This is a genomic window from Rhodococcus sp. 14-2483-1-2, assembly GCF_002259405.1.
Taxonomy (GTDB): Bacteria; Actinomycetota; Actinomycetes; order Mycobacteriales; family Mycobacteriaceae; genus Rhodococcoides.
On sequence record NZ_NPFW01000008.1, the window covers coordinates 26,986 to 46,938 of the forward strand.

Here is a 19,953-nt window from a genome sequence, read left to right on the forward strand (position 1 = left end):
GACATAGCTCGAGGTCAAGCGCGGCACCCGAGACCGACGGGAGGGGCAGGCGACCGATGCCGCCTGCCCCTCCCTGGGCGCTCACCGCGGTACTACGCCGCAGCAGTTGCCTCCGCCGGCTCCAGCGCGAGCGCCAGGATGTCGGCGACGTCGGTCATCGGGCGAACATCCAACGCCTCCAACACCTCTGCGGGTACGTCGTCCAGATCCGGTTCGTTGCGCGCCGGAATGAACACCGTCTTCAGTCCCGCACGCTGCGCAGCCAGCAACTTCTGCTTCACCCCGCCGATCGGCAGCACCCGTCCGTTCAACGTGACCTCACCGGTCATCCCGACATCCGAGCGCACCGGCCGCCCGGTGGCCATCGACACCAGGGCCGTCACCATCGTCACACCGGCCGAAGGACCGTCCTTCGGCACCGCGCCCGCCGGAACGTGCACGTGAATGCGGCGATCGAGAGATTCCTGCGTGACGCCGAATCGTTCTGCGTGCGAGCGCACGTAGGACAGCGCGATCTGTGCGGACTCCTTCATCACGTCGCCGAGCTGGCCGGTGAGCTCGAGCCTGGAGTCACCTTCGGTCGCCGCAGCCTCGATGAACAGCACATCGCCGCCGAGTCCGGTGACCGCGAGACCCGTTGCCACACCCGGTACTTCGGTTCGCTCGTGCGCTTCGGGCGTGAACCGTGGGCGACCGAGGTACGTCACCAGGTCCGGCTCGCCGATCTCCAGGACATCCGTGGTGCCCACCAACTTCGTCGCAACCTTGCGAAGCGCCTTGGCCAGCAGTCGCTCGAGTTGCCGCACTCCCGGCTCACGGGTGTAATCGGCCGCGATCTTGCGCAGCGCGGCGTCGGTGACCGTCACCTCCTCGGATGTGATTGCTGCCCTGTCCATCTGACGGGGCAGCAGGTAGTTCCGGGCGATGACGACCTTGTCGTCCTCGGTGTAGCCGTCGATGGTCACCAATTCCATGCGGTCGAGCAGTGGCCCGGGAATCTGGTCGATCACGTTGGCCGTAGCGAGAAAGACCACGTCGGACAGGTCGAGATCCAGATCGAGGTAATGATCGCGGAACGTGTGGTTCTGCGCGGGGTCGAGCACCTCGAGCAGAGCGGCACTGGGGTCACCGCGATAGTCCGAGCCGACCTTGTCGATCTCGTCCAGCAGGACAACGGGATTCATCGATCCCGCCTCACCGATGGCCCGCACGATCCGACCCGGCAGCGCGCCGACGTAGGTACGACGGTGCCCACGGATCTCGGCCTCGTCGCGGACGCCGCCGAGCGCGACGCGCACGAACTTCCGACCGAGCGCACGGGCCACCGACTCACCGAGCGAGGTCTTGCCGACTCCGGGCGGACCTGCGAGCACCATGACGGCACCGGACCCACGCCCACCGACCGACTGCAGACCACGCTCGGAGCGACGCGCCCGGACGGCCAGGTACTCGACGATCCGATCCTTCACGTCGTCGAGCCCGTGGTGGTCGGCATCGAGAACCGCACGTGCAGAGTCGATGTCGTTGTTGTCGGTCGTGGTGTTGTTCCACGGCAGATCGAGCACGGTATCGAGCCAGGTGCGGATCCAGCCCGACTCGGGGCTCTGATCGCTGGCCCGCTCGAGTTTGCCGACCTCACGCAGCGCCTGTTCGCGCACCTTCTCGGGCAGGTCCGCAGCCTCGACGCGGCCACGGTAGTCGTCCGCACCGTCGGGCTCGTCCTCGCCGAGTTCCTTGCGGATGGCCGCCAACTGCTGCCGGAGCAGAAACTCCTTCTGAGTCTTCTCCATACCCTCGCGGACGTCGCCGGAGATCTTGTCGTTGACCTCGACTTCGGCGAGATGGGCCTTGGTCCACTCGATGAGCGACGTCAGACGCGTTGCCACATCCGGGGTTTCGAGAAGGTCCCGCTTCTGCACGTCGGTGAGATACGACGCGTAACCGGCCGTGTCCGCGATCGCGCCTGGGTCGGTGAGCTTGTTGACCGAGTCGATCACCTGCCACGCGTCGCGGCGCTGCAGCATCGCCACCACGAGACGCTTGTACTCGGCCGCGAGCGCATCGAGACCGTCGTCGACGGGGCTGCCGGTGAGTACATCCGGAACGGGCTCCGCCTCGACCCACAGGGCGGCACCGGGGCCGCTGACGCCGTGGCCGATGTGCGCGCGGCGACCCGCCTTGATGACAGCGGCCGGTCGCCCGTCCGCCAGGCGTCCCATCTGGACGATCGTGGCGAGGACTCCGTACGCGGCGTAGCGGTCTTCGAGACGCGGCGCGACGAGCAGCGTGCCGTCGTTGCTCGCCTTCGCGGCGTCGACGGCGGCACGCGCTGCTTCGTCGAGTTCCACGGGCACCACCATGCCGGGCAGGACGATCGGGTCGGTCAGGAACAGTACGGGGACACGAACGGTTTCGGTCACTTCTCCTCCAAAGGATTGAGCTATAGGGGCTCAACTTCGAAAGCAGTAGTGATGTTCCCACCGATGGCCGGTGTTCTCCGTGGGCAGAACACCGGCCGCGGACGGCGACTACTTCAGCGCGCTGACCAGCTTCTCCGCGAGAGGACGCGTCGATGCCGGGTTCTGGCCGGTGTACAGGTTTCGGTCGACGACGACGTTCGGTGCCCACGCGTCGGTGGAATCGAACTTCGCGCCGTTCTCGCGCAACCGGGATTCGAGCAACCACGGGGCCTTCTCGGCGAGACCGGCCTGGGTCTCCTCCTCGTCGGTGAATCCGGTGAGCTCGTACCCGTCGAACGCCCAGGTTCCGTCGCTGCGGACCGCCGGCAGCAAGGCGGCAGGCGCGTGGCATACCGCCGAGACGACCTTGTTCGAGTCGAGGAAGTCGACCACCAGTGCCCCGAAGCTCTCGGAGACCGCGAGGTCTTCCATCGGTCCGTGACCGCCGGGAACGAAGACGACATCGAAGTCGGACGCCTTCTGGTCCTCCAACTTTGCGGGTGAGGACAGGATCGACTCGATCGAGGCGAGGTAGCTCTTCTGATCCGCCACCTTCTCCTCGTCGCCGCCGTTGGCATCGACGGCCAGGCTGCCCTCGTCGACGACCGGAGCCTTACCGCCCGGCGTCGCGACGGTGATGTCCCAGCCTGCGTCGACGAACGTGCGATGGGACTCGACGAGCTCCTCGGCCCAGTACCCGGTGGGGTGCTTCGTTCCGTCGTTCAGGGTCCAGTGGTCGGCAGCGGTTACCGCAAACAGCAATGTAGTCATGCCCGGGGGATGCCACGGTGACCCACGATCGAAACACCCGGTCGATCACTGCTCGTCCATCGAACCGATCACCACGACGGCATCGAGCGCCTCGGATTCGGCGATACGACCGGCGAAGCCGGCGTCGATCACGGCACGCAGCGTCGAATGCGCCAGTGCTGCACTGGTTTCGATGAGCAGATGGCCACCCGGAGCCAGCCATTGCGGAGCGCCGACGGCGACACGACGATGAATCTCGGCACCGTCCGTACCGCCGTCGAGTGCGATGTGCGGCTCGTGGATGCGCGCCTCTCGTGGCATCAACCCGATGTCGCCCGTCGGGACGTAGGGCGCGTTGACGACGATCGCATCGAATCTGCCGCGCATCTCCGCCGGCACGGCGTCGTACAGGTCACCGCGATGAACGTGACCCACCGGCACCGCGTCCCCTACGTCTGCGACATTGCGCGATGCACACTCCACCGCCACCGCGTCGACGTCGGCAGCGTGCAACTCGGTGACACCATCGACCGACAGGCCTATCGCCCCCGAACCGCAGCACAGGTCGAGCAACACCGAAGGATGCAGCGCCGCAGCACATTCGACGAGAAACTCGGTTCGACGGCGAGGTACAAACACGCCCGGTGCGACGACGATGCGTCGACCACAGAACGCGACCCAGCCGACGACATGCTCGAGCGGTTCACCGGCGACGCGACGCGCGAGCATCGCGGTCAGCTCTGCCGGCGTCGACGCGGACTCGACGAGGATGTCGGCTTCCTCTTCGGCGAACACGCACCCGGCACCGCGCAGCGCGGACACCACCTGGCCGTACTCGAGTTCCGACATCGATCGTGCCTTCCGGAGTGCTGTTCGCCCGCCCGCTCACTCGCCCGCGGAAACACTGTAGCGCGGTATGTCGCACGACAGGACGGGGCAGTAGCTCAGCCCAGGTGCTCGCGTGCCACCGCGACCGCCGCGGCCCGGTCTCCCGCCGCGATGGCGTCGAACAGTGCTTCGTGCAGGTCCACATCGGGCTCGGTGCCACGTGGCCGTGCGAGTATCTCCGAGGTGTAGGCCAGCAGTTCGGCCCGCAGTCGTGGCAGGAAGGATTCGAAGAGATCCGAGAGCAGGGAATTGTGGGCGGCGGCCACCACTGCGACGTGGAAGTCGATGTCTGCGTTCACGAACGCCGCGTCGGGCTCGCTCGCGGCGGCGTGCCGCGCGTCGAGTGCGCGCCGCATCCGCTCGACGTCGTCATCCGTACGACGCTCGGCGGCCAAGCCGGCGGCGTCGATCTCGACGATGCGACGCACCTCCTGCACCTGCGCCAGGCCGGCACGCTGTACCGATGCGGAGACGTCGATCGGAACCGAATCTGCGACGACGAACACCCCGGCACCTTGCCGCGATCTCACCAGCCCCCGGGTAGCGAGCACCCGCACGGCCTCGCGCACGGTGGATCGGCCGACCCCCAGCTCGTGCGCGAGGGACGTCTCACCCGGCAATTTCGCGCCGACCGGCCATTCGCCGGCACCGATGCGTCGACCCAGTTCGGTGACTGCGCGGTCTGCGGGACGGAGATGTTCGGTGGACACGGACACCAGTATCCCGCGTCACCACTTGTCTGAGAAGTAACCTTTACATTACAGTCCTCAGACATGTTCGGGTGCGTGCTCCTCCTTCCACGCCGCGACGGGGTCGATCGCCGACCGGCACCCCGTCGCGGGGTACGACACTGCGCCGGTCGCCGATAGCAGAGACCCACACACCCGAGGACGACGATCACCGTGTTCAGCAACCGCCAACAACCCAGCCCGATGCCCTCGCACCGCTACCGCGACGTACACCGCCGTGTCACCGTCATCGATCAGGAAAGGCGCTGGCCCACAGCAACCTTCACCGCTGCCCCACTGTGGGTTCCGGTCGACCTCCGGGACGGCAACCAAGCGCTCGCCGAGCCCATGGATCCGCACCGCAAGCGCCGCATGTTCGACCTGCTCGTCAACATGGGCTACAAGGAGATCGAGGTGGGGTACCCGTCGGCGAGCCGCGCCGACTTCGACTTCGTTCGGTCTCTCGTCGGTACCGTGCCCGAGGACGTGACGATCGTCGTGTTCACCGCAGCCCGAGCCGACCTAATCGAACAGACCTTCGCCTCGGTCGAAGGACTACCCGACGTGGTGGTGCACATGTACACCGCGACGGCACCGACCTGGCGCGAGGTGGTGCTCGGACATTCCCGTGATGCACTGCGCCGGTTGATCTTCGAGTCCGGGGAGCGGATAGCACGCGCAGCCGGAGACAGGAGCGGGGTTCGATTCGAGTTCTCGCCGGAAGTGTTCAACCTGACCGAACCCGACTACGTGCTCGAGATCTGCAACGGCATGTCGCGGATCTGGGATGCCAGTGCCGATCGCCCGGTTATCCACAATCTCCCTGCCACAGTGGAGATCTCGTCCCCGAACGTCTACGCCGACCAGATCGAGTACATGCATCGACACCTGGACCGCCGAGACTCGGTGATCCTGTCGGTGCACCCGCACAACGACCGCGGCACCGGAGTCGCGTGCGCAGAGTTGGCGGTGCTGGCCGGCGCGCAACGCGTCGAGGGGTGCCTGTTCGGCAACGGGGAGCGGACCGGGAACGTCGACCTGGTGACGCTGGCCCTCAACCTGCACGCCCAGGGTATCGACCCGATGATCGACTTCTCCGACATCGACGAGATTCGCCGAACGGTGGAGTACTGCAACCGAATCGACGTGCACGAACGGCACCCGTACGCGGGCGACCTCGTCTACACCGCGTTCTCGGGAACGCATCAGGACGCGATCAAGAAGGGCATGGTTCACCACCGCATCGAGGCCGACCGCCTCGGCGTCGACCCCGACCTCGCGCCATGGGCGGTGCCGTACCTGCCGATAGATCCCGCCGACGTGGGACGCGACTACGACGCAGTCATCCGGGTGAACAGCCAATCCGGAAAGGGTGGGATCGCATATCTGCTGTCGGTGGACCACGGCCTGGAACTCCCCCGCAGGTTGCAGATCGACTTCGCCCGGGTGGTCCAGCACGACACCGACTCGACGGGGACCGAGATCAGCTCCAAGGAGATCTGGACCCTGTTCGAGGACAACTACATTCGCACCGGCCGTCGCACACTGGTGGCGTGGTCGATAGATGCGGACTCCACCCTGTCGGTCGCCCTCGCCGACGACGACGGCGAGCATCACCACAGCGCCGCCGGAACCGGGCCGGTCGACGCATTGGCGCAGATTCTCGGAGTCGAGGTGCTCGGTCTGTCTCAGCACTCCACCACTCACGGCTCGGACAGTGGAGCGGCAACGTATGTCGAGGTTCGTCGGGGCGGAAAGTCGGCGTGGGGAGTGGGGATCGACGGATCCGTCGTCGCCTCCTCGTTGAATGCACTGCTGTCGGCCGCGAACAATCTCGTTTGACGCTGCCCCGCGCCGAGGGACAGAGTGGACGCATGCACGCGCCCGAGAACTTACTGGCCGACTGCGGCAGTTGTTTCGGACTCTGTTGCGTCGCTCTGCCCTTCGCGAAGTCCTCGGACTTCGCCGTCGACAAGGCCGCCGGTGAGCCGTGCCGCAATCTTCGGCAGGACTCACGGTGCGGCATTCACCCGACGCTGAGGGAGAAGGGCTTTCCCGGGTGCACGGTGTACGACTGCTTCGGTGCGGGCCAGAAGGTGTCGCAGTCCACGTTCGCCGGACGGGACTGGCGGCAGCAGCCGTCGAACTCGTCGGAGATGTTCGCGGTGTTCCCGATCATGCGTGATCTGCACGAGTTGCTCTGGTATCTGGCGGATGCGCGTGACCGGGATTCGACCGCGACACTGCACGATCGACTGTCCGGCGAGTACGCAGACTTGGATGCGCTGACCGAGTCGGCACCCGACGTTCTGCGCTCGGTCGACGTCTCCGGTCTGCGTTCGCGGATCAACGAGTTGCTGCTCGCAGCAAGCGATCTGGTTCGTGCCGAAGTGAAGGGCGAGAAGAAGAACTACCGTGGCCGCGACATGATCGGCGCACAACTGGCCGACGCGGATCTGCGCGGCGCGAGCCTGCGCGGCACGTACCTCATCGGGGCCACCCTGCGTGGTGCCGACCTGCGCCTGGCCGACCTGATCGGTGCAGACCTCCGGGGTGCCGACCTCCGAGGTACGGATCTACGCGGCAGCATCTTCGCGACACAGTTCCAGATCGATGCGGCGAAGGGTGACGAGGCGACGCGACTCCCACAATCGGTGACGCGTCCGAGTCACTGGGCCTGAGACTCGACCGGTTCAGCCGAGCGATCGACCGGTCTGCTCCAACGCGGCCTGGATGACCGTCAGCGATGCCTGGCCGACACCGTGCAACTTCTTCAGCTCGGCCGCGGGCACCCCTGCGAGATCGTCCAAGCACGCGTACCCCGCCGCGCGGAATGCCCGAGACGCGGGAAGTCCGGTGCCCTTCGGAAAGTCCGCATGCCCATCGGCTTCTGCTCTGCTCACGGGCGAAGTCTAAAACAGACCGGTAGCCTGGCGGCGTGCCCGAAACCAAGCAGAGACGCGTTGTCATCACCGGTGCGAACACCGGCATCGGCTACTACACCGCCTTGGAGTTGGCGAAGCGAGGCGACCACGTGACGCTCGCCTGCCGCAACAAGGACAAGGCCGATGCCGCCGCGGCGAAGATTTCGGCGGAGGCACCCCGCGGAACGGTCGACACCGCCACCCTGAACCTCGCCGACCTGGCCTCGGTGCGTGCGTACGCAGAGTCGGCACCGGAGTCGATCGACGTGCTGATCAACAATGCGGGCGTCATGATGCCTGCATTGCGGAACGAGACAGCGGACGGGTTCGAGCTCCAGCTCGGCACCAATCACCTCGGCCACTTCGCCCTGACCGGCCTGCTGTTCCCCAAGCTCGCTGCGGACGCGAAGATCACCACCATCGCTTCCGTCGCGCACCGGCAGGGCCCCAAGCTCGATTTCGACAATCTCCAGCTCGAGCGTGGGTACAACCCCCAGCGCGGGTACGCGAACTCCAAGCTTGCGAACATCCTGTTCGCGCTCGAACTCCAGCGCCGGATCGACAAGGCCGGACTGAAGATCACCAGCAATGCCGCGCACCCCGGAATCTCGGCCACCGAGCTGTACTCGAGCCCCGACGGTCTGGGCAGCAACAAGATCCTGGCCACTCTCGCTCCGATCGGACTGAAGATCTTTTCGCAATCTGCCAGTGCCGGAGCACGTCCCACGCTCTACGCCGTCGACGTTGCGGGTGGCGGTACGTACAGCGGCCCCAAGTCGTTGTTCGAGACGCGCGGTAAGCCGGGCCCGGCGAGCATGACCAAGACCGCACAGGACCCCGCTCTGGCTGCGAAGCTGTGGGACGCCAGCGAGAGGTTGACCGGGGTCGGCTACCCGTTCTGACGAGGGACCGTCACCGGGCGGGCTCGGGCAGAGGATGTCCGCGCTCGCTCATGACGGCACGCACCCGGTCGGGGTAGGTTTCGACGTTGAGTTTCACTCCCGGCGCGTCGGCCGACTTCACCAGATCCAACACCTCGGTGAGGGTCGGCATGCGAGCGCCGGGGACGCGTCGTTGCTCCGGATAGTCCGTGAGCGGTAGGGCTCCGCAATCGAGAGTACGAATCTGCGCGAGTGTCAGTGTGTTCACGAACTTCCCGACGTACGGAAACTTGGGATCCCCCGGTGTGAGCGAACCGGTATCGACGCATTTGCTGTCCGAGACCCTGCGGTCGTGGGTGACGATCGCGATGCCGTCCTCGGTGATTCGAGTGTCCGGTTCGAGGGTGCTCACCCCGAGTTGCATTGCGTTGGTGAACGATTCGATCGTGCTCTCGGTGACCAAGCCGAGACCGCCGCGATGGGCCTGCAGATCGAAACGACCCGAGCGGGGTCGGGTCCGCCGCCGAGTCCGTTCCGCACCCCGTCAACACCGCGGGGGGAACGCACACCAGGGGCAAGTACCGACCGAATCGCATGCTCGACGAGGCTACGGAAGGTCGGTGTCCACCCGGGCCTCTCGCAGTGAGCTCCCGGCACCCTGCAGGTAGACCGAGATCGGTAATTGCAGCGCTGCAACATCTTTCGATACTCGACGGCCGAACATCACATCGGCCATCAGACCCTCGCAGAGCGAGACCAGACCGTCTCCGTGCGCGGGATCGACGAACAACGCCCGCGCCCGTTCGAGCGAGAAGAAGGACAGAGCGAGCAGGTCCCGAACATCCTGCGCGACAGCAGGATCCAGCATCAACGCGGACCGGGCCCGAAGGTCGATCATGCGATGAGTGAGCGCATCGTGAAGATACCGCGCGACGACCGTGGCGACATCACTCTCGGTTCCGGCGATATCCATGAACGTCTCGCGCGAACGCTCGACGAGTCGTGCGGCAACCGCCGCCAGTAGGTCGGACTTCGTGCGGAAGTAGTAGGACGTCGACCCTGCCGGGTAGTCGAGCGCCGAATCGATCGCCCGATGCGTCAGTGCGCGCAGGCCGTCTCGGGCGATGACCTCGAGCGCCGTATCTGCGATTGCGGTTCGGCGATCCATGATCGTGACCCTACACACTCACTCTACAAAAGTAGAGGATGGCGGCGTACGGTTCGAGCCATGAGGCCGATCGCCCCGCCACACACATTCGACGCCGACTTCACCCTCGACGACGCCCAAGCATCGGCCGCCGACGTACTCTCGACCCCCGGCACAGAGGGCGTCTACCTGTGGGGTCCGGTCGGCCGCGGCAAGACCTGGCTGCTCGACGCCTACTTCGCCGGTGCCGAGACAACCGCGAAGAAACGCGTCCACTTCCATGCCTTCTTTCGCGACCTGCACGCTGCGTACTTTCGGCACCGCTTCTCGATCGACGCGGCCATCGACGACATCCTCTCGACTGACGACACCGGAGTGCAGGCCGAACTGCTGTGCTTCGACGAATTCCACGTCCACGACATCGGCGACGCCCGACTCATCACGCGGATGCTCGACGCCCTGTTCGTCCGCGGGGTGGCTCTGGTCGTCACCTCCAACTACGCCCCCGACGATCTGCTGCCCAATCCGCTGTACCACCCGACCTTCGTTCCGACGATCGAGAAGCTGAAGAAAAATCTCGAGGTGATCTGCGTCGACGGTCCCGTCGATTACCGTGCCGCCGGCACGAGCGGTTCGCGATTCGCGTCGGGAAGTTGGAGTCTGCAGGAGCGGAGCCTGCGGAGTGACCAGAAAAAGCAGGAGCGGAGCCTGCGGAGTGACCGAACTGGCCTGCAGTCGGGCATCGGCGGTCGCACCTTTGCCGATCTGTGCTGCACCGCTCGTTCGACGGGTGACTACCTTCGGCTGTTCGAGGAGACAACCAGCTTGACCGTCACCGAGGTGCCCGCACTGTCGACTGTCGACGAGTTCACTGCTCAGCGGTTCGCGAATCTGGTGGACGTCGCCTACGACCGCGATGTGCGGGTCGACTTCCACGCCCTCGTCCCGCTGGATGAATTCGCCGTCGGATGTTCGGGTCTCGACACCGATCGATTGGTCAGCAGGCTCAGTGAATTGGGATCTTCCGTGCGCACCGACATGGCTACGGCCACATCGTCTCGAGCATCGTTCGATTGCCGCCGTCCGCCTTCGCTCGGTACATGAGGGAGTCCGCCACGCGCGTCGCATCGTTGACCACGTCGACCCCTGCGGTCCACGCATCGGAATCGGGAGCGATCACGACTGCGCCGGCGCTCACTGTGACCGGTATCGGATCCGAGCGATTCGTCAGGGTGCCGCTCACCTCCGCCACCAGCTCACACAGTTGTTCTGCCTCGCCGACGAGGACGGCTACGAACTCCTCGCCCCCTGTTCTCGCCACCACCCCCGACGTGCCGAGGTGGTCGCGGAGACGGTCGGCAACGAGGACGATGACGGCGTCGCCCTGGTCGTGTCCGTAGCGGTCGTTGACGCTCTTGAACCGATCGATGTCGACGAGAACGAGGACGAGCGCCAGCTGCTCGCCGTGAGCGACCGTCCACAGGTCTTCGATGGCATTCTGCAGTCCGCGTCTGTTCTTCAAGCGAGTCAGCGGATCGATTTCGGATTGCCGTGCGTCCTCGCACACCAACGACCAGGCGATCTGGGCGAAGATCGGGACACCCGACGTCGCACCTCCTGCGACCAGCACTGCGGCGATCGCATCCCATGGACCCCACAAACCCTGCGTGTACGCGACCACTCCGATGTAGACGATCACCAGATTGGCGAACACCAGGTGAGCGACAAGCAGCCTCGGTCCGAGAAAGAAGGTGCACATCGACCCTGTCAGCGCGAAGAGGAACGTGCCGATCAGCGCCGACGTGGGTACATCGAGAAGAATCACCGACGCAAGCCCGACGTCGCCGAACACCAGGAACGCCACCACCTGCCACTTACGATCCGGCAGCGGCCCGACGAGCAACCACACGATCGTGGCGAACTGCAGAACCAGGATGAAGAGTACGTAGGCAACAGGACCCGATCCGGTCGGCCCGTTCGGCGAGGCCAGCATCAGGATCGATACGACGGCGTACAGGGCCACACAGCTGGCGAACACGACTCGGATCAATCGGTGCAGCGGACGAGTCGACTTGTGCACGAAGATCCAGTCGAAATCGTGCGGAGCAGCGAACCAGTGGCGAAGAACCTGAGCTGCACTGGGCTGGGGTCCGAGCGGCGGAACGGTGGTACTCGGGATCGACCTCGGCGGCAGGAGTGGGGTCGACCGTTTGCGGTGGCGACTCCGTGTCGCGCCGTGCGCCCGCACCGAACGTGGTCGTAGGGACGCATTCGATCGCTCGCTGTGCCGCGCTACGGGCGATCGAAAGTCTTCGTGCATGGGGCTCCCTTGTGAAACGAACTGCCCAGGTCCGAAAGCGTACCGATCACCGTTTCGGCTCGCCCGAAATCCCCTGATCCGGTCTCGCCCGGCCTGCGGAGCGCTCGCCCGTCGTTCCCGCGACCGATGCACGCCTTTCCCCTACAGACAAAGGGAGACACCCACTACTGACGGCGGTCGGGGGCGACAGCAGTAGCGGGTGTCTCACTGTTCATTCGCAGCCCCCCTCGAGGTGGATGGGTACCGGATGGGAAATTTTTCCGAAGATTTTTCACGACCCGAGGAATAGCCTGTGACCATGCCTTTCACAGCAGCGAATCACTACGACTTCACCGGCGACGACATCACCGGGACCCTCGATGCCCACCGATCCGCCGGCGTCTGGGCGGCGCAACTCGTTCTGAGCGGGCAGACGCTGGAGTCCACCGACGTCACCCGATCGGACCTGGGATTCGAGGTTCGCACCGTCGTAGAAAATCTGTCGGACGGTAACCGGACCCACCTGCTGGTCGTGTTGCCGCGCGTCACAATCGACCCCGACGACGGCCAGGTCTCGGGTCGTTCCGCAGGCTCCACTCCGGCCGTCACCTTCACCTCCTACGCGGTGCTGTATACGGTCCACGGTGGATCGAACGAGGTACACGGTGCGGTCGAGGCCTACGACGTGCGACTGCTGAGCGGAACCGCGTCACTCGTCCGGTGAACGACGTGGAATAGCGCGTGACGCGCCACCGTTGTACGACGCAGTCGATGCAAACGCATGAACTTTGTTCGGGTAGGAGCACACTGTGCAGTTCGGAATCTTCACCGTCGGAGACGTCACCACCGACCCCACGACGGGAGTGACGCCCACCGAACACGAGCACATCCGGTCGATGGTCACCATCGCCAAGCACGCCGAAGACGTCGGGCTCGACGTCTTCGCGACCGGCGAGCACCACAACCCGCCCTTCGTGCCGTCGTCTCCCACGACCATGCTCGGCTTCATCGCCGCGCAGACCGAGAAGCTGATTCTCTCGACGTCGACCACGCTGATCACCACCAACGATCCGGTGAAGATCGCCGAGGACTACGCGATGCTGCAGCATCTCGCCGAGGGACGCGTCGACCTCATCATGGGCCGCGGCAACACCGGTCCGGTCTATCCGTGGTTCGGCCAGGACATCCGTCAGGGCATCCCGCTGGCGCTCGAGAACTACCAACTGCTCCGACGCCTGTGGACCGAGGACGTCGTGACCTGGAAGGGCAACTTCCGCACCCCGCTCGACGGGTTCACCTCCACGCCGCGACCGCTAGACGGCATTCCGCCGTTCGTCTGGCACGGCTCCATTCGCAGCCCCGAGATCGCAGAGATCGCCGCCTATCACGGTGACGGATTCTTCGCGAACAACATCTTCTGGCCGAAGGAGCACTACATCGCGCTGATCGACCTCTACCGCGAACGCTACGAGCACTACGGGCACGGGCGTGCAGACCAGGCGATCGTCGGCCTGGGCGGACAGGTGTTCATGCGCAAGAACAGCCAGGACGCGGTGACGGAATTCCGACCGTACTTCGACAACGCTCCGGTGTACGGCCACGGCCCGAGCATGGAGGAGTTCACCGAACAGACTCCGCTGACTGTCGGATCTCCGCAGCAGGTCATCGAGAAGACCCTGGCCTTCGCGGATTTCTTCGGCGACTACCAGCGCCAACTGTTCCTGATGGACCACGCCGGACTGCCGCTGAAGACCGTGCTCGAGCAGCTCGACATCCTGGGCGCAGATGTGGTGCCGGTGCTGCGCAAGGAATTCGCTGCCCGACGCCCGGAGGGGGTTCCGGAGAATCCTCCGACTCACGCGAGCACCCTGGCCGAACGAAACGCCCGTGTCTCGATCTAGAACCGAAGCGGCAGTCGATGCCTGGGAGTCACTCTTTCGCTCCCAGGTGACGCTGATGCGACGCTTCACCGCCGAGGACATCTGGAAGCCGATCGGCGTGCGCGAGTACGACGTGTTGTTCACCTTGAGCAGCAGCCCCACTCGCGCACTCCGACTGCACGAACTCAACGAGCGGATCCTCCTGAGCCAACCGTCGCTGAGCAGGATGTGCGACCGGCTCACGGCGATGGGTTATGTTGTCCGACAGAGCGATCCGTCGGACAAGCGCGGGACGGTGATCTGCTTGACCGAGGCAGGGGCGGACCTGCAGAAATCGATCGGCCGCAAGCATGCGACACAGATCGCACGACTGGTCGGTGGCGCACTGGACGGCCGCGAACTCGCCGAGCTCGACCGGCTCTGCACCAAGCTCCGAACCACACAGGCAGGCATCGAATGACCATCGAGATTCTCACCCCACGCGAGGTTCCCCTGGGCGGTCCACGCGCACTGAAGGTTCGGCGTACGCTCCCGCAGCGGCAGCGTTCACTGATCGGTGCGTGGTGCTTCGCAGACCACTACGGTCCCGACACCTCACCGATGGATGTGCCGCCACACCCGCACACCGGGCTCCAGACCGTCAGCTGGCTCTTCTCCGGCGAGATCGAACACCGCGACAGCGTCGGATCACACGCCATGGTCCGGCCCGGCGAGCTGAACCTGATGACGGCCGGCCACGGCATCAGTCACTCCGAGACCTCGACCCCGCAGACGGAAATTCTGCACGGTATGCAACTGTGGGTTGCACTTCCGGCTCGATCTCGTTTCACCGCACCGACTTTCGAGCACTACGTGCCACAGACCCATACGAGCCAGGGGCTGACCGCACGAGTGTTCCTCGGCTCACTGCTCGGCGAGACCTCGCCGGTGGCCACGTTCACCCCACTCCTCGGAGCCGAGATCGTGCTCGACGCAGGAGCCCGCGTCACCCTCGACGTCGACCCGACGTTCGAGCACGGCGTAATAGTCGATCAGGGCACCGTGACGATGGACGAGACAGTGCTCGCCGCAGCCGATCTCGGCTACCGCGAACCGGGCGGTTCGACGCTCGATCTGCACAATCCGACCCGTGAGCCGGTGCGGATGCTGCTGCTCGGCGGACCGCCGTTCGGCGAGCAGATCGTCATGTGGTGGAACTTCGTCGGCCGCAGCCACGAGGACGTCGTCGAGTATCGGGCCGCCTACGAGCGCGGCAGCGAACAGTTCGGCACCGTCGAGGGCTACCCGGGATCTCGACTGCACGCACCTCCGCTACCCAACAGCCGGATGCAACCGCGCGGCTGAATTGTTCTGCTACGCAGCAGGAGCCGTGGGCAGTACCCGTTTGATGACGTCGGTGAGCGTGACGATGCCGAGGAACTGCCCGCCGGTCTCGACGACCGCGAGCTGCACGCTGCGGTTTCGCATCTGCCGTAGCAATTCGTACACCGGTGTCGATCCGTCGACCGAGTAGGCCTCCCGTGCGTAATCGGCGGCCGGTTCACCGACGTCGGCCAGCAACGTGTCCCGCACGTGGACGACGCCGGGCGTCGCGCCGGAGCTGTCGGTGAGCAGTACCCGAAGGTGACCTGAGCGCAACGCCGCCTCCTGCACATCGGAGACAGTGGCACCGTGCGGCACCGAGGTCGCCCGGGAGTCGAGCACCGTGATCTTGTCGACGGTCAGTGTCTCGAGTTCGATCACCCGGGTGATCTGGGTCTGCAGTTCCGGTTCCAGCACACCGACCTGCGACGAGTACTCGACCAGGTTGCGGATGGTCTCCGCATCGCGACCGCCGACCGCGGCGTTCTCGACCGGTTCCACTCCCGACCGTTGGACGAGCGTGTTGGCGATCTTGTTGACCCACACCAGGAACAGCCGGAAGGGGCGGATGAACGCCCGAGACGGCAACCCGATGATGGTGGCAGCGAGTTCGGGGTGCGCGATGGCCCAGGACTTCGGGGCCATCTCACCGATCACCAGATGCAGGAAGGTGACGACCAACAGCGACAGCGCGAACGCGGCGGTTCCGGCCAACCAGCCCGGCACACCCCACGAGGTGAACACCGGACCGAGCCAGGAATCGACGGCGGGTTTGGTGACGGCACCGAGCGCGAAGGTGCAGGCCGTGATGCCCAGCTGCGCGCCCGCCAGCATGATCGTCAACTCGTTCATTCCGCGCAGCGCCGCCCGCACCGATCGGCTCGTGCCTGCCTTCTCCTCCAGTCGATGCCTGCGGGCACCGAGCAGCGCGAACTCGATGACGACGAAGAACGCACTCAGCGCGATGAGCACTACCGTCACCGCGACCACGACCCACGCGTTCATCGGTCCGTCTCCTCGTCCGACTCCGGCGAATCCTCGATGCCGTCCGGTGAGTTCTCGTGCAGTCTGATTCTCAGCTCACTCGGCACGTGCCGATCCACCTCGAGCACCTCCACTTCGAGGGACGGACGCGGCGGTTCGTCTTCCATCAGGTCGGCCCCGAACACCGCGAGGTCGATACGCACCGTGTCTCCGACCTCGGGCAGATTCCCGCCCTCCGCGATGAGCAGGCCGGCAAGCGTCTCGTAATCGCCTCTCGGCAACAGCATGTCGCGACCGATGGTGCGTTCGACCTCGTCGACGTGGACGTCGCCGTCCATGAGCCACACTCCGTCTTCCTGATCGTGCACGCCTGCGATGTCCTCGTCGTCGTGCTCGTCGGTGATCTCACCGACCAGTTCCTCGGCAAGATCCTCGATCGTGAGCACCCCGGCAAATCCGCCGTACTCGTCGATGACACAGGCCAGCTCGTTCTTGGTGCTGGACAACAACTCCAGGGCATCCTCCAGGGGCATGAGCTCCGGCACGATCAGCGGTGCCCGCATGATCTCGGTGACCGGACGCCGGTCGTCGGGCGCGGCAGCCAACACCTCGGCCAGCTGCACCACACCGATCGGCTCCTCACGGTCACCGATCACCGGATACCGGGTGTGCGCACGCACCATCCGCGCCCGCATCTCACCGATGGCAGTGGTGGGGGTGACCGCGTCCACCCGAGTGCGAGGAATCATCGCGTGTGCGACATCGCGCTCCGGAAAATCCAGGATGCGGTCGAGCAACAACGAGAGATCTTCGGTGAGATCCCCGCTCGCGCGGGAGTCCTCGATGATGCTCTCGAGGTCCTTCGCGGTGGCGCTGCTGTCCACGTCGTGCACCGGCTCGACGCGCAGCAGACGCAGCATCGCGTTGGAGGACTTGTCGAAGAAGGTGATCAGCCAACCGAACGCGGCCAGGTAGATCAGCGTCGAGCGGGCAAGGCGTCGGGACAGCGGGTCGGGGCTGGCGATCGCGAGATTCTTCGGATAGAGCTCGCCGAAGATCATCTGTACGACGGTCGCGAGCACAAGAGCGCCCACTGTGCCGATCGAAATCCCCACCGCGATGGGAACTCCGGCACTGCTCAGCAACTCGCCCAACGATTCGCCGATGAACGGCTCGGCCACGTAACCGACCATCAGACCGGTGACCGTGATGCCCAGCTGCGCGCCCGACAGCATGAACGAGGTGCGCTTGGTGACCTTCAGTGCTCGCTCGGCCGACGCGTCGCCCTTCTCGGCTCCGGTACGCAGCGTCGCCCGGTCGACGGACATGTAGGCGAACTCCTGGGCCACGAAATATCCGTTGGCCGCAATGATCGCGGCGGTGAGCACGAAGCCGAGAAGCAAAGAGAGTATCGCGGTGATCACCATGCGATCACTCGACAACGAACGGCCGGAGCAGTGCCCTCCGACGAAGCAGTGGCCATGGGCGGCCGAGGGGGATCGATGGCGTGCACAGTGCGCTCGACGCCTCCGGTGTCAGAGAATCCGAATTGAGTGGAATGTCGTGATTCTATCGACTGTCGGCGCGTAATTCCCACGACCAGGCGGGATGAGCGATCAGAACAGCGTCGGAACCGCGTCGTCGGACGTCGACGCCTCACGCGCAGTCGGGGCCGAGACGGTCGGGACGGCAGTTGCCGGGGCGGGTGCCGTTTTCACCGGTGCCGTCTTCACAGGTGCCTTCTTCGCAGGTGCTGTTGCGGCAGTGGACACCGCACCCCCTGCAGCCACGGCTCGCGCGGCCTCCCCGGCCAGGGCGTCGGCTGCTTCGTTGAAGTGATTGCCGACGTGTCCGCGGACCCACCGGAACCGGACCGGGCCTTCACGTTCGGTGATGGCCCGCTCGATGCTCTGCACCAGCTCCAGGTTGCGTACCGGGGTACCGCCCGCTGTCTTCCAGCCCTTGCGCTTCCAGCCCGCGAGCCACTCGGACGCGCACTTGATGGCGTACTGCGAATCGGATTCGATCAACAACGGCTCGGGGCCGGGGTGAGCCAGAACCGCCTCCAGCAGGGCCCTGAGCTCCGCGACCTGGTTGGTGCCCGAGGGCTCACCACCGGAGTTGCTCGGCCCCGTGTGGTTGACCCACGCCCACCCGATTGCTCCGCCGGGGTTACGCAGACACGAGCCGTCCGTACTCACGATGATCACGGTCTCAGACCCTACTTCGGGGCACCGACAAACTCCGGGTGACTCGCGCACGAACACCGAGGTACTTGGCGGTCGACTGCGCGGCACCGCGAATCGATTCCGGCGCAACGCCACCCGGGTCAGGAGTAGTGGGGTGCCCCGGCTTTCTTGCCGTCGAGGGTGAGCAGCACGAACGCCACCGCCGCGAGCGCTGCGATGAGCGCGGAGAACACCAGTCCCGCGGTCACCAATCCCCATTCGTTCGCCGCAGCCCCGGCCCCGATGACCGGCACCGAGATGGCCACGTACAGCACCACGAAAAACGTCGAGGTCACCTCTGCTCGACGTTCCGGCGGAAGCCCCGCGGCGATGGCCGCCATACCGTTGCTGAACGTCACGCCCTGCCCGATGCCGCACAGCAGTGCCGCGATCACCAGGACCGGCAGCGACGTCAGTACCAACGACAGAGCCAGGACCACCAGCCCGACCGTCAGAACGAAGCAACCCCAGCGCTGCGCCGACGTCGGATCGGCCCGGCGTATCGATATCTGCGCGGTCGCGGACGAAGCGAAGACCGCGAACACCACGACTCCGGTGACGGCATGGTTGTCGATCTGCAGCACACCCGCGATGAAACCCGGCGATACCGCGGTGAACAGGCCGAGCACCGCGAACCCGGCGAAACCACCGATCGACGCGCGCAGAAAAGTGCCACGGACGTCCGCCGGAACAGACAGTCGTTGCATCTGCGGGCGCGCCCCCGCTGCGACCCGAACGGTTTCGGGAGCGAGAAACACCGCCAGGGCAGCCACCGCGAGCAGGCCGATGTCGACGTAGAAGGTCAGGCGTAGCGGTTGCGGAAGGTATTCGGCCAGCAACCCGGCCACCAGCGGGCCCAGGCCGAGGCCGCCGATATTGGCCGCCGTGGCAATCGCCGGAGCACGATCCCGCCACGCGTCCGGTACCAGTTCGATCAGGGTCACCGTCGCCGTTCCGACGAAGATCCCGGCCGACAACCCGGACAGCACTCGCCCGATCACCAGGGCCGTGAGCGAATCCGCAGTCACGAACACCACGGCACTGATCAGTCCGAAAGCGATGCCCGCCAACAGCATCGGACGACGACCGAGCGAATCGGACCACCGCCCGAAGGCCAGCAGGGCTCCGAGCACACCCACGGCGTACGCGGCGAACACCAGCGTGACGACGAATACCGAGAAGCCGAATTCGACCTCGTACAACGCGTAGAGCGGCGTCGGCATGGTCGTACCCATCATCGCGACGACGAACGCGTAGGCGACTCCGACGAACGATGCTGCACTCGATCGAGCCACGAAGATCCTCCTGATGCTGTCGACCTGACCAGAGGCGGCGAGAGAGTCCGTGCGGTACTCCTGCGCTCCGCGAGGCACTATGTATCTTGCCGTCGGCGCTGCAACAGTGTCGACCGAGCCCTGAAGGG

General features: G+C 65.5%; 20 protein-coding genes. 8 read left to right on the plus strand and 12 right to left on the minus strand.

The genetic code is table 11. The features are described from left to right. Positions 1–92: 92 nt before the first annotated feature. The 4 genes from lon to CH295_RS08055 all read right to left on the minus strand — a co-directional run bounded on the left by lon (position 93) and on the right by CH295_RS08055 (position 4,807). On the minus strand, positions 93–2,420 hold the full coding sequence (gene lon, locus CH295_RS08040) for an endopeptidase La (RefSeq protein WP_094740350.1): 2,328 nt from the start codon (positions 2,418–2,420) through the stop codon (positions 93–95). 108 nt (positions 2,421–2,528) lie between these two features. Continuing rightward, positions 2,529–3,230: a type 1 glutamine amidotransferase domain-containing protein gene (locus tag CH295_RS08045; protein WP_094635061.1), complete on the minus strand. Its 702-nt coding sequence runs from the start codon at positions 3,228–3,230 to the stop codon at positions 2,529–2,531. A 45-nt stretch (positions 3,231–3,275) separates the two neighbouring features. Continuing rightward, entirely contained in the window at positions 3,276–4,058 is a 783-nt protein-coding gene (locus tag CH295_RS08050) for a putative protein N(5)-glutamine methyltransferase (RefSeq protein ID WP_094740351.1), read from the minus strand. Between the two features lie 95 nt (positions 4,059–4,153). Next, on the minus strand, positions 4,154–4,807 hold the full coding sequence (locus tag CH295_RS08055; RefSeq protein ID WP_212556153.1) for a FadR/GntR family transcriptional regulator: 654 nt from the start codon (positions 4,805–4,807) through the stop codon (positions 4,154–4,156). A 222-nt stretch (positions 4,808–5,029) separates the two neighbouring features. Here CH295_RS08055 and CH295_RS08060 point away from each other — a divergent pair, with 222 nt between their 5' ends. Together CH295_RS08060 and CH295_RS08065 are read left to right on the plus strand one after the other, a co-directional pair. After that, a complete protein-coding gene (locus tag CH295_RS08060) occupies positions 5,030–6,667 on the plus strand; it encodes a 2-isopropylmalate synthase (RefSeq protein ID WP_170945829.1) in 1,638 nt (545 codons plus the stop codon). Positions 6,668–6,699: 32 nt separating this feature from the next. Then, positions 6,700–7,506: a pentapeptide repeat-containing protein gene (locus tag CH295_RS08065; RefSeq protein WP_037194844.1), complete on the plus strand. Its 807-nt coding sequence runs from the start codon at positions 6,700–6,702 to the stop codon at positions 7,504–7,506. A 12-nt stretch (positions 7,507–7,518) separates the two neighbouring features. On the opposite strand, the gene CH295_RS08070 is transcribed toward CH295_RS08065, so the two are convergent. After that, on the minus strand, positions 7,519–7,728 hold the full coding sequence (locus CH295_RS08070; RefSeq protein WP_094740354.1) for a helix-hairpin-helix domain-containing protein: 210 nt from the start codon (positions 7,726–7,728) through the stop codon (positions 7,519–7,521). A gap of 35 nt (positions 7,729–7,763) precedes the next feature. On the opposite strand from CH295_RS08070, the gene CH295_RS08075 reads away from it, so the two are divergent. Next, positions 7,764–8,651: an oxidoreductase gene (locus CH295_RS08075; protein WP_094740355.1), complete on the plus strand. Its 888-nt coding sequence runs from the start codon at positions 7,764–7,766 to the stop codon at positions 8,649–8,651. A 10-nt stretch (positions 8,652–8,661) separates the two neighbouring features. Here CH295_RS08075 and CH295_RS08080 read toward each other — a convergent pair whose 3' ends face one another. Then, positions 8,662–9,093 carry a glycerophosphodiester phosphodiesterase family protein gene (locus CH295_RS08080; protein ID WP_252341959.1) on the minus strand — a complete coding sequence of 144 codons (432 nt, stop codon included), beginning with the start codon at positions 9,091–9,093 and terminating at the stop codon, positions 8,662–8,664. 144 nt (positions 9,094–9,237) lie between these two features. Next, entirely contained in the window at positions 9,238–9,798 is a 561-nt protein-coding gene (locus CH295_RS08085; RefSeq protein WP_094740357.1) for a TetR/AcrR family transcriptional regulator, read from the minus strand. A 60-nt stretch (positions 9,799–9,858) separates the two neighbouring features. Here CH295_RS08085 and zapE point away from each other — a divergent pair, with 60 nt between their 5' ends. Next, positions 9,859–10,881, plus strand: coding sequence for a cell division protein ZapE (gene zapE, locus CH295_RS08090; protein ID WP_094740358.1), 1,023 nt, complete (start codon positions 9,859–9,861; stop codon positions 10,879–10,881). Here zapE and CH295_RS08095 read toward each other — a convergent pair. Continuing rightward, complete coding sequence (locus CH295_RS08095) at positions 10,820–11,857, minus strand: GGDEF domain-containing protein (protein ID WP_170945811.1); 1,038 nt, start codon at positions 11,855–11,857, stop codon at positions 10,820–10,822. The genes zapE and CH295_RS08095 overlap by 62 nt on opposite strands. 538 nt (positions 11,858–12,395) lie before the next feature. Here CH295_RS08095 and CH295_RS08100 point away from each other — a divergent pair. From CH295_RS08100 to CH295_RS08115, 4 genes are all read left to right on the plus strand, one after another. Beyond that, positions 12,396–12,800: a hypothetical protein gene (locus CH295_RS08100; RefSeq protein WP_141216978.1), complete on the plus strand. Its 405-nt coding sequence runs from the start codon at positions 12,396–12,398 to the stop codon at positions 12,798–12,800. Between the two features lie 85 nt (positions 12,801–12,885). Then, entirely contained in the window at positions 12,886–13,977 is a 1,092-nt protein-coding gene (locus tag CH295_RS08105; RefSeq protein ID WP_094740361.1) for an LLM class flavin-dependent oxidoreductase, read from the plus strand. Continuing rightward, the gene (locus tag CH295_RS08110; RefSeq protein ID WP_252341960.1) at positions 13,964–14,416 is read left to right on the plus strand and encodes a MarR family winged helix-turn-helix transcriptional regulator; all 453 of its coding nucleotides are present in this window, start codon (positions 13,964–13,966) and stop codon (positions 14,414–14,416) included. Before CH295_RS08105 ends, CH295_RS08110 begins: the two co-directional genes overlap by 14 nt. Further along, on the plus strand, positions 14,413–15,300 hold the full coding sequence (locus tag CH295_RS08115; RefSeq protein WP_037194851.1) for a pirin family protein: 888 nt from the start codon (positions 14,413–14,415) through the stop codon (positions 15,298–15,300). The genes CH295_RS08110 and CH295_RS08115 overlap by 4 nt, the downstream gene beginning before the upstream one ends. Before the next feature lie 9 nt (positions 15,301–15,309). Here CH295_RS08115 and CH295_RS08120 read toward each other — a convergent pair whose 3' ends face one another. The 4 genes from CH295_RS08120 to CH295_RS08135 all read right to left on the minus strand — a co-directional run bounded on the left by CH295_RS08120 (position 15,310) and on the right by CH295_RS08135 (position 19,825). After that, positions 15,310–16,323 carry a CNNM domain-containing protein gene (locus CH295_RS08120; RefSeq protein WP_094740363.1) on the minus strand — a complete coding sequence of 338 codons (1,014 nt, stop codon included), beginning with the start codon at positions 16,321–16,323 and terminating at the stop codon, positions 15,310–15,312. After that, positions 16,320–17,726: a hemolysin family protein gene (locus CH295_RS08125; RefSeq protein WP_037195487.1), complete on the minus strand. Its 1,407-nt coding sequence runs from the start codon at positions 17,724–17,726 to the stop codon at positions 16,320–16,322. Before CH295_RS08125 ends, CH295_RS08120 begins: the two co-directional genes overlap by 4 nt. A gap of 192 nt (positions 17,727–17,918) precedes the next feature. Next, positions 17,919–18,512, minus strand: a complete 594-nt coding sequence (locus CH295_RS08130; RefSeq protein ID WP_094740364.1) for a ribonuclease H family protein — start codon at positions 18,510–18,512, stop codon at positions 17,919–17,921. Between the two features lie 119 nt (positions 18,513–18,631). Continuing rightward, positions 18,632–19,825, minus strand: a complete 1,194-nt coding sequence (locus CH295_RS08135; RefSeq protein WP_094740454.1) for an MFS transporter — start codon at positions 19,823–19,825, stop codon at positions 18,632–18,634. Positions 19,826–19,953: the final 128 nt, after the last annotated feature.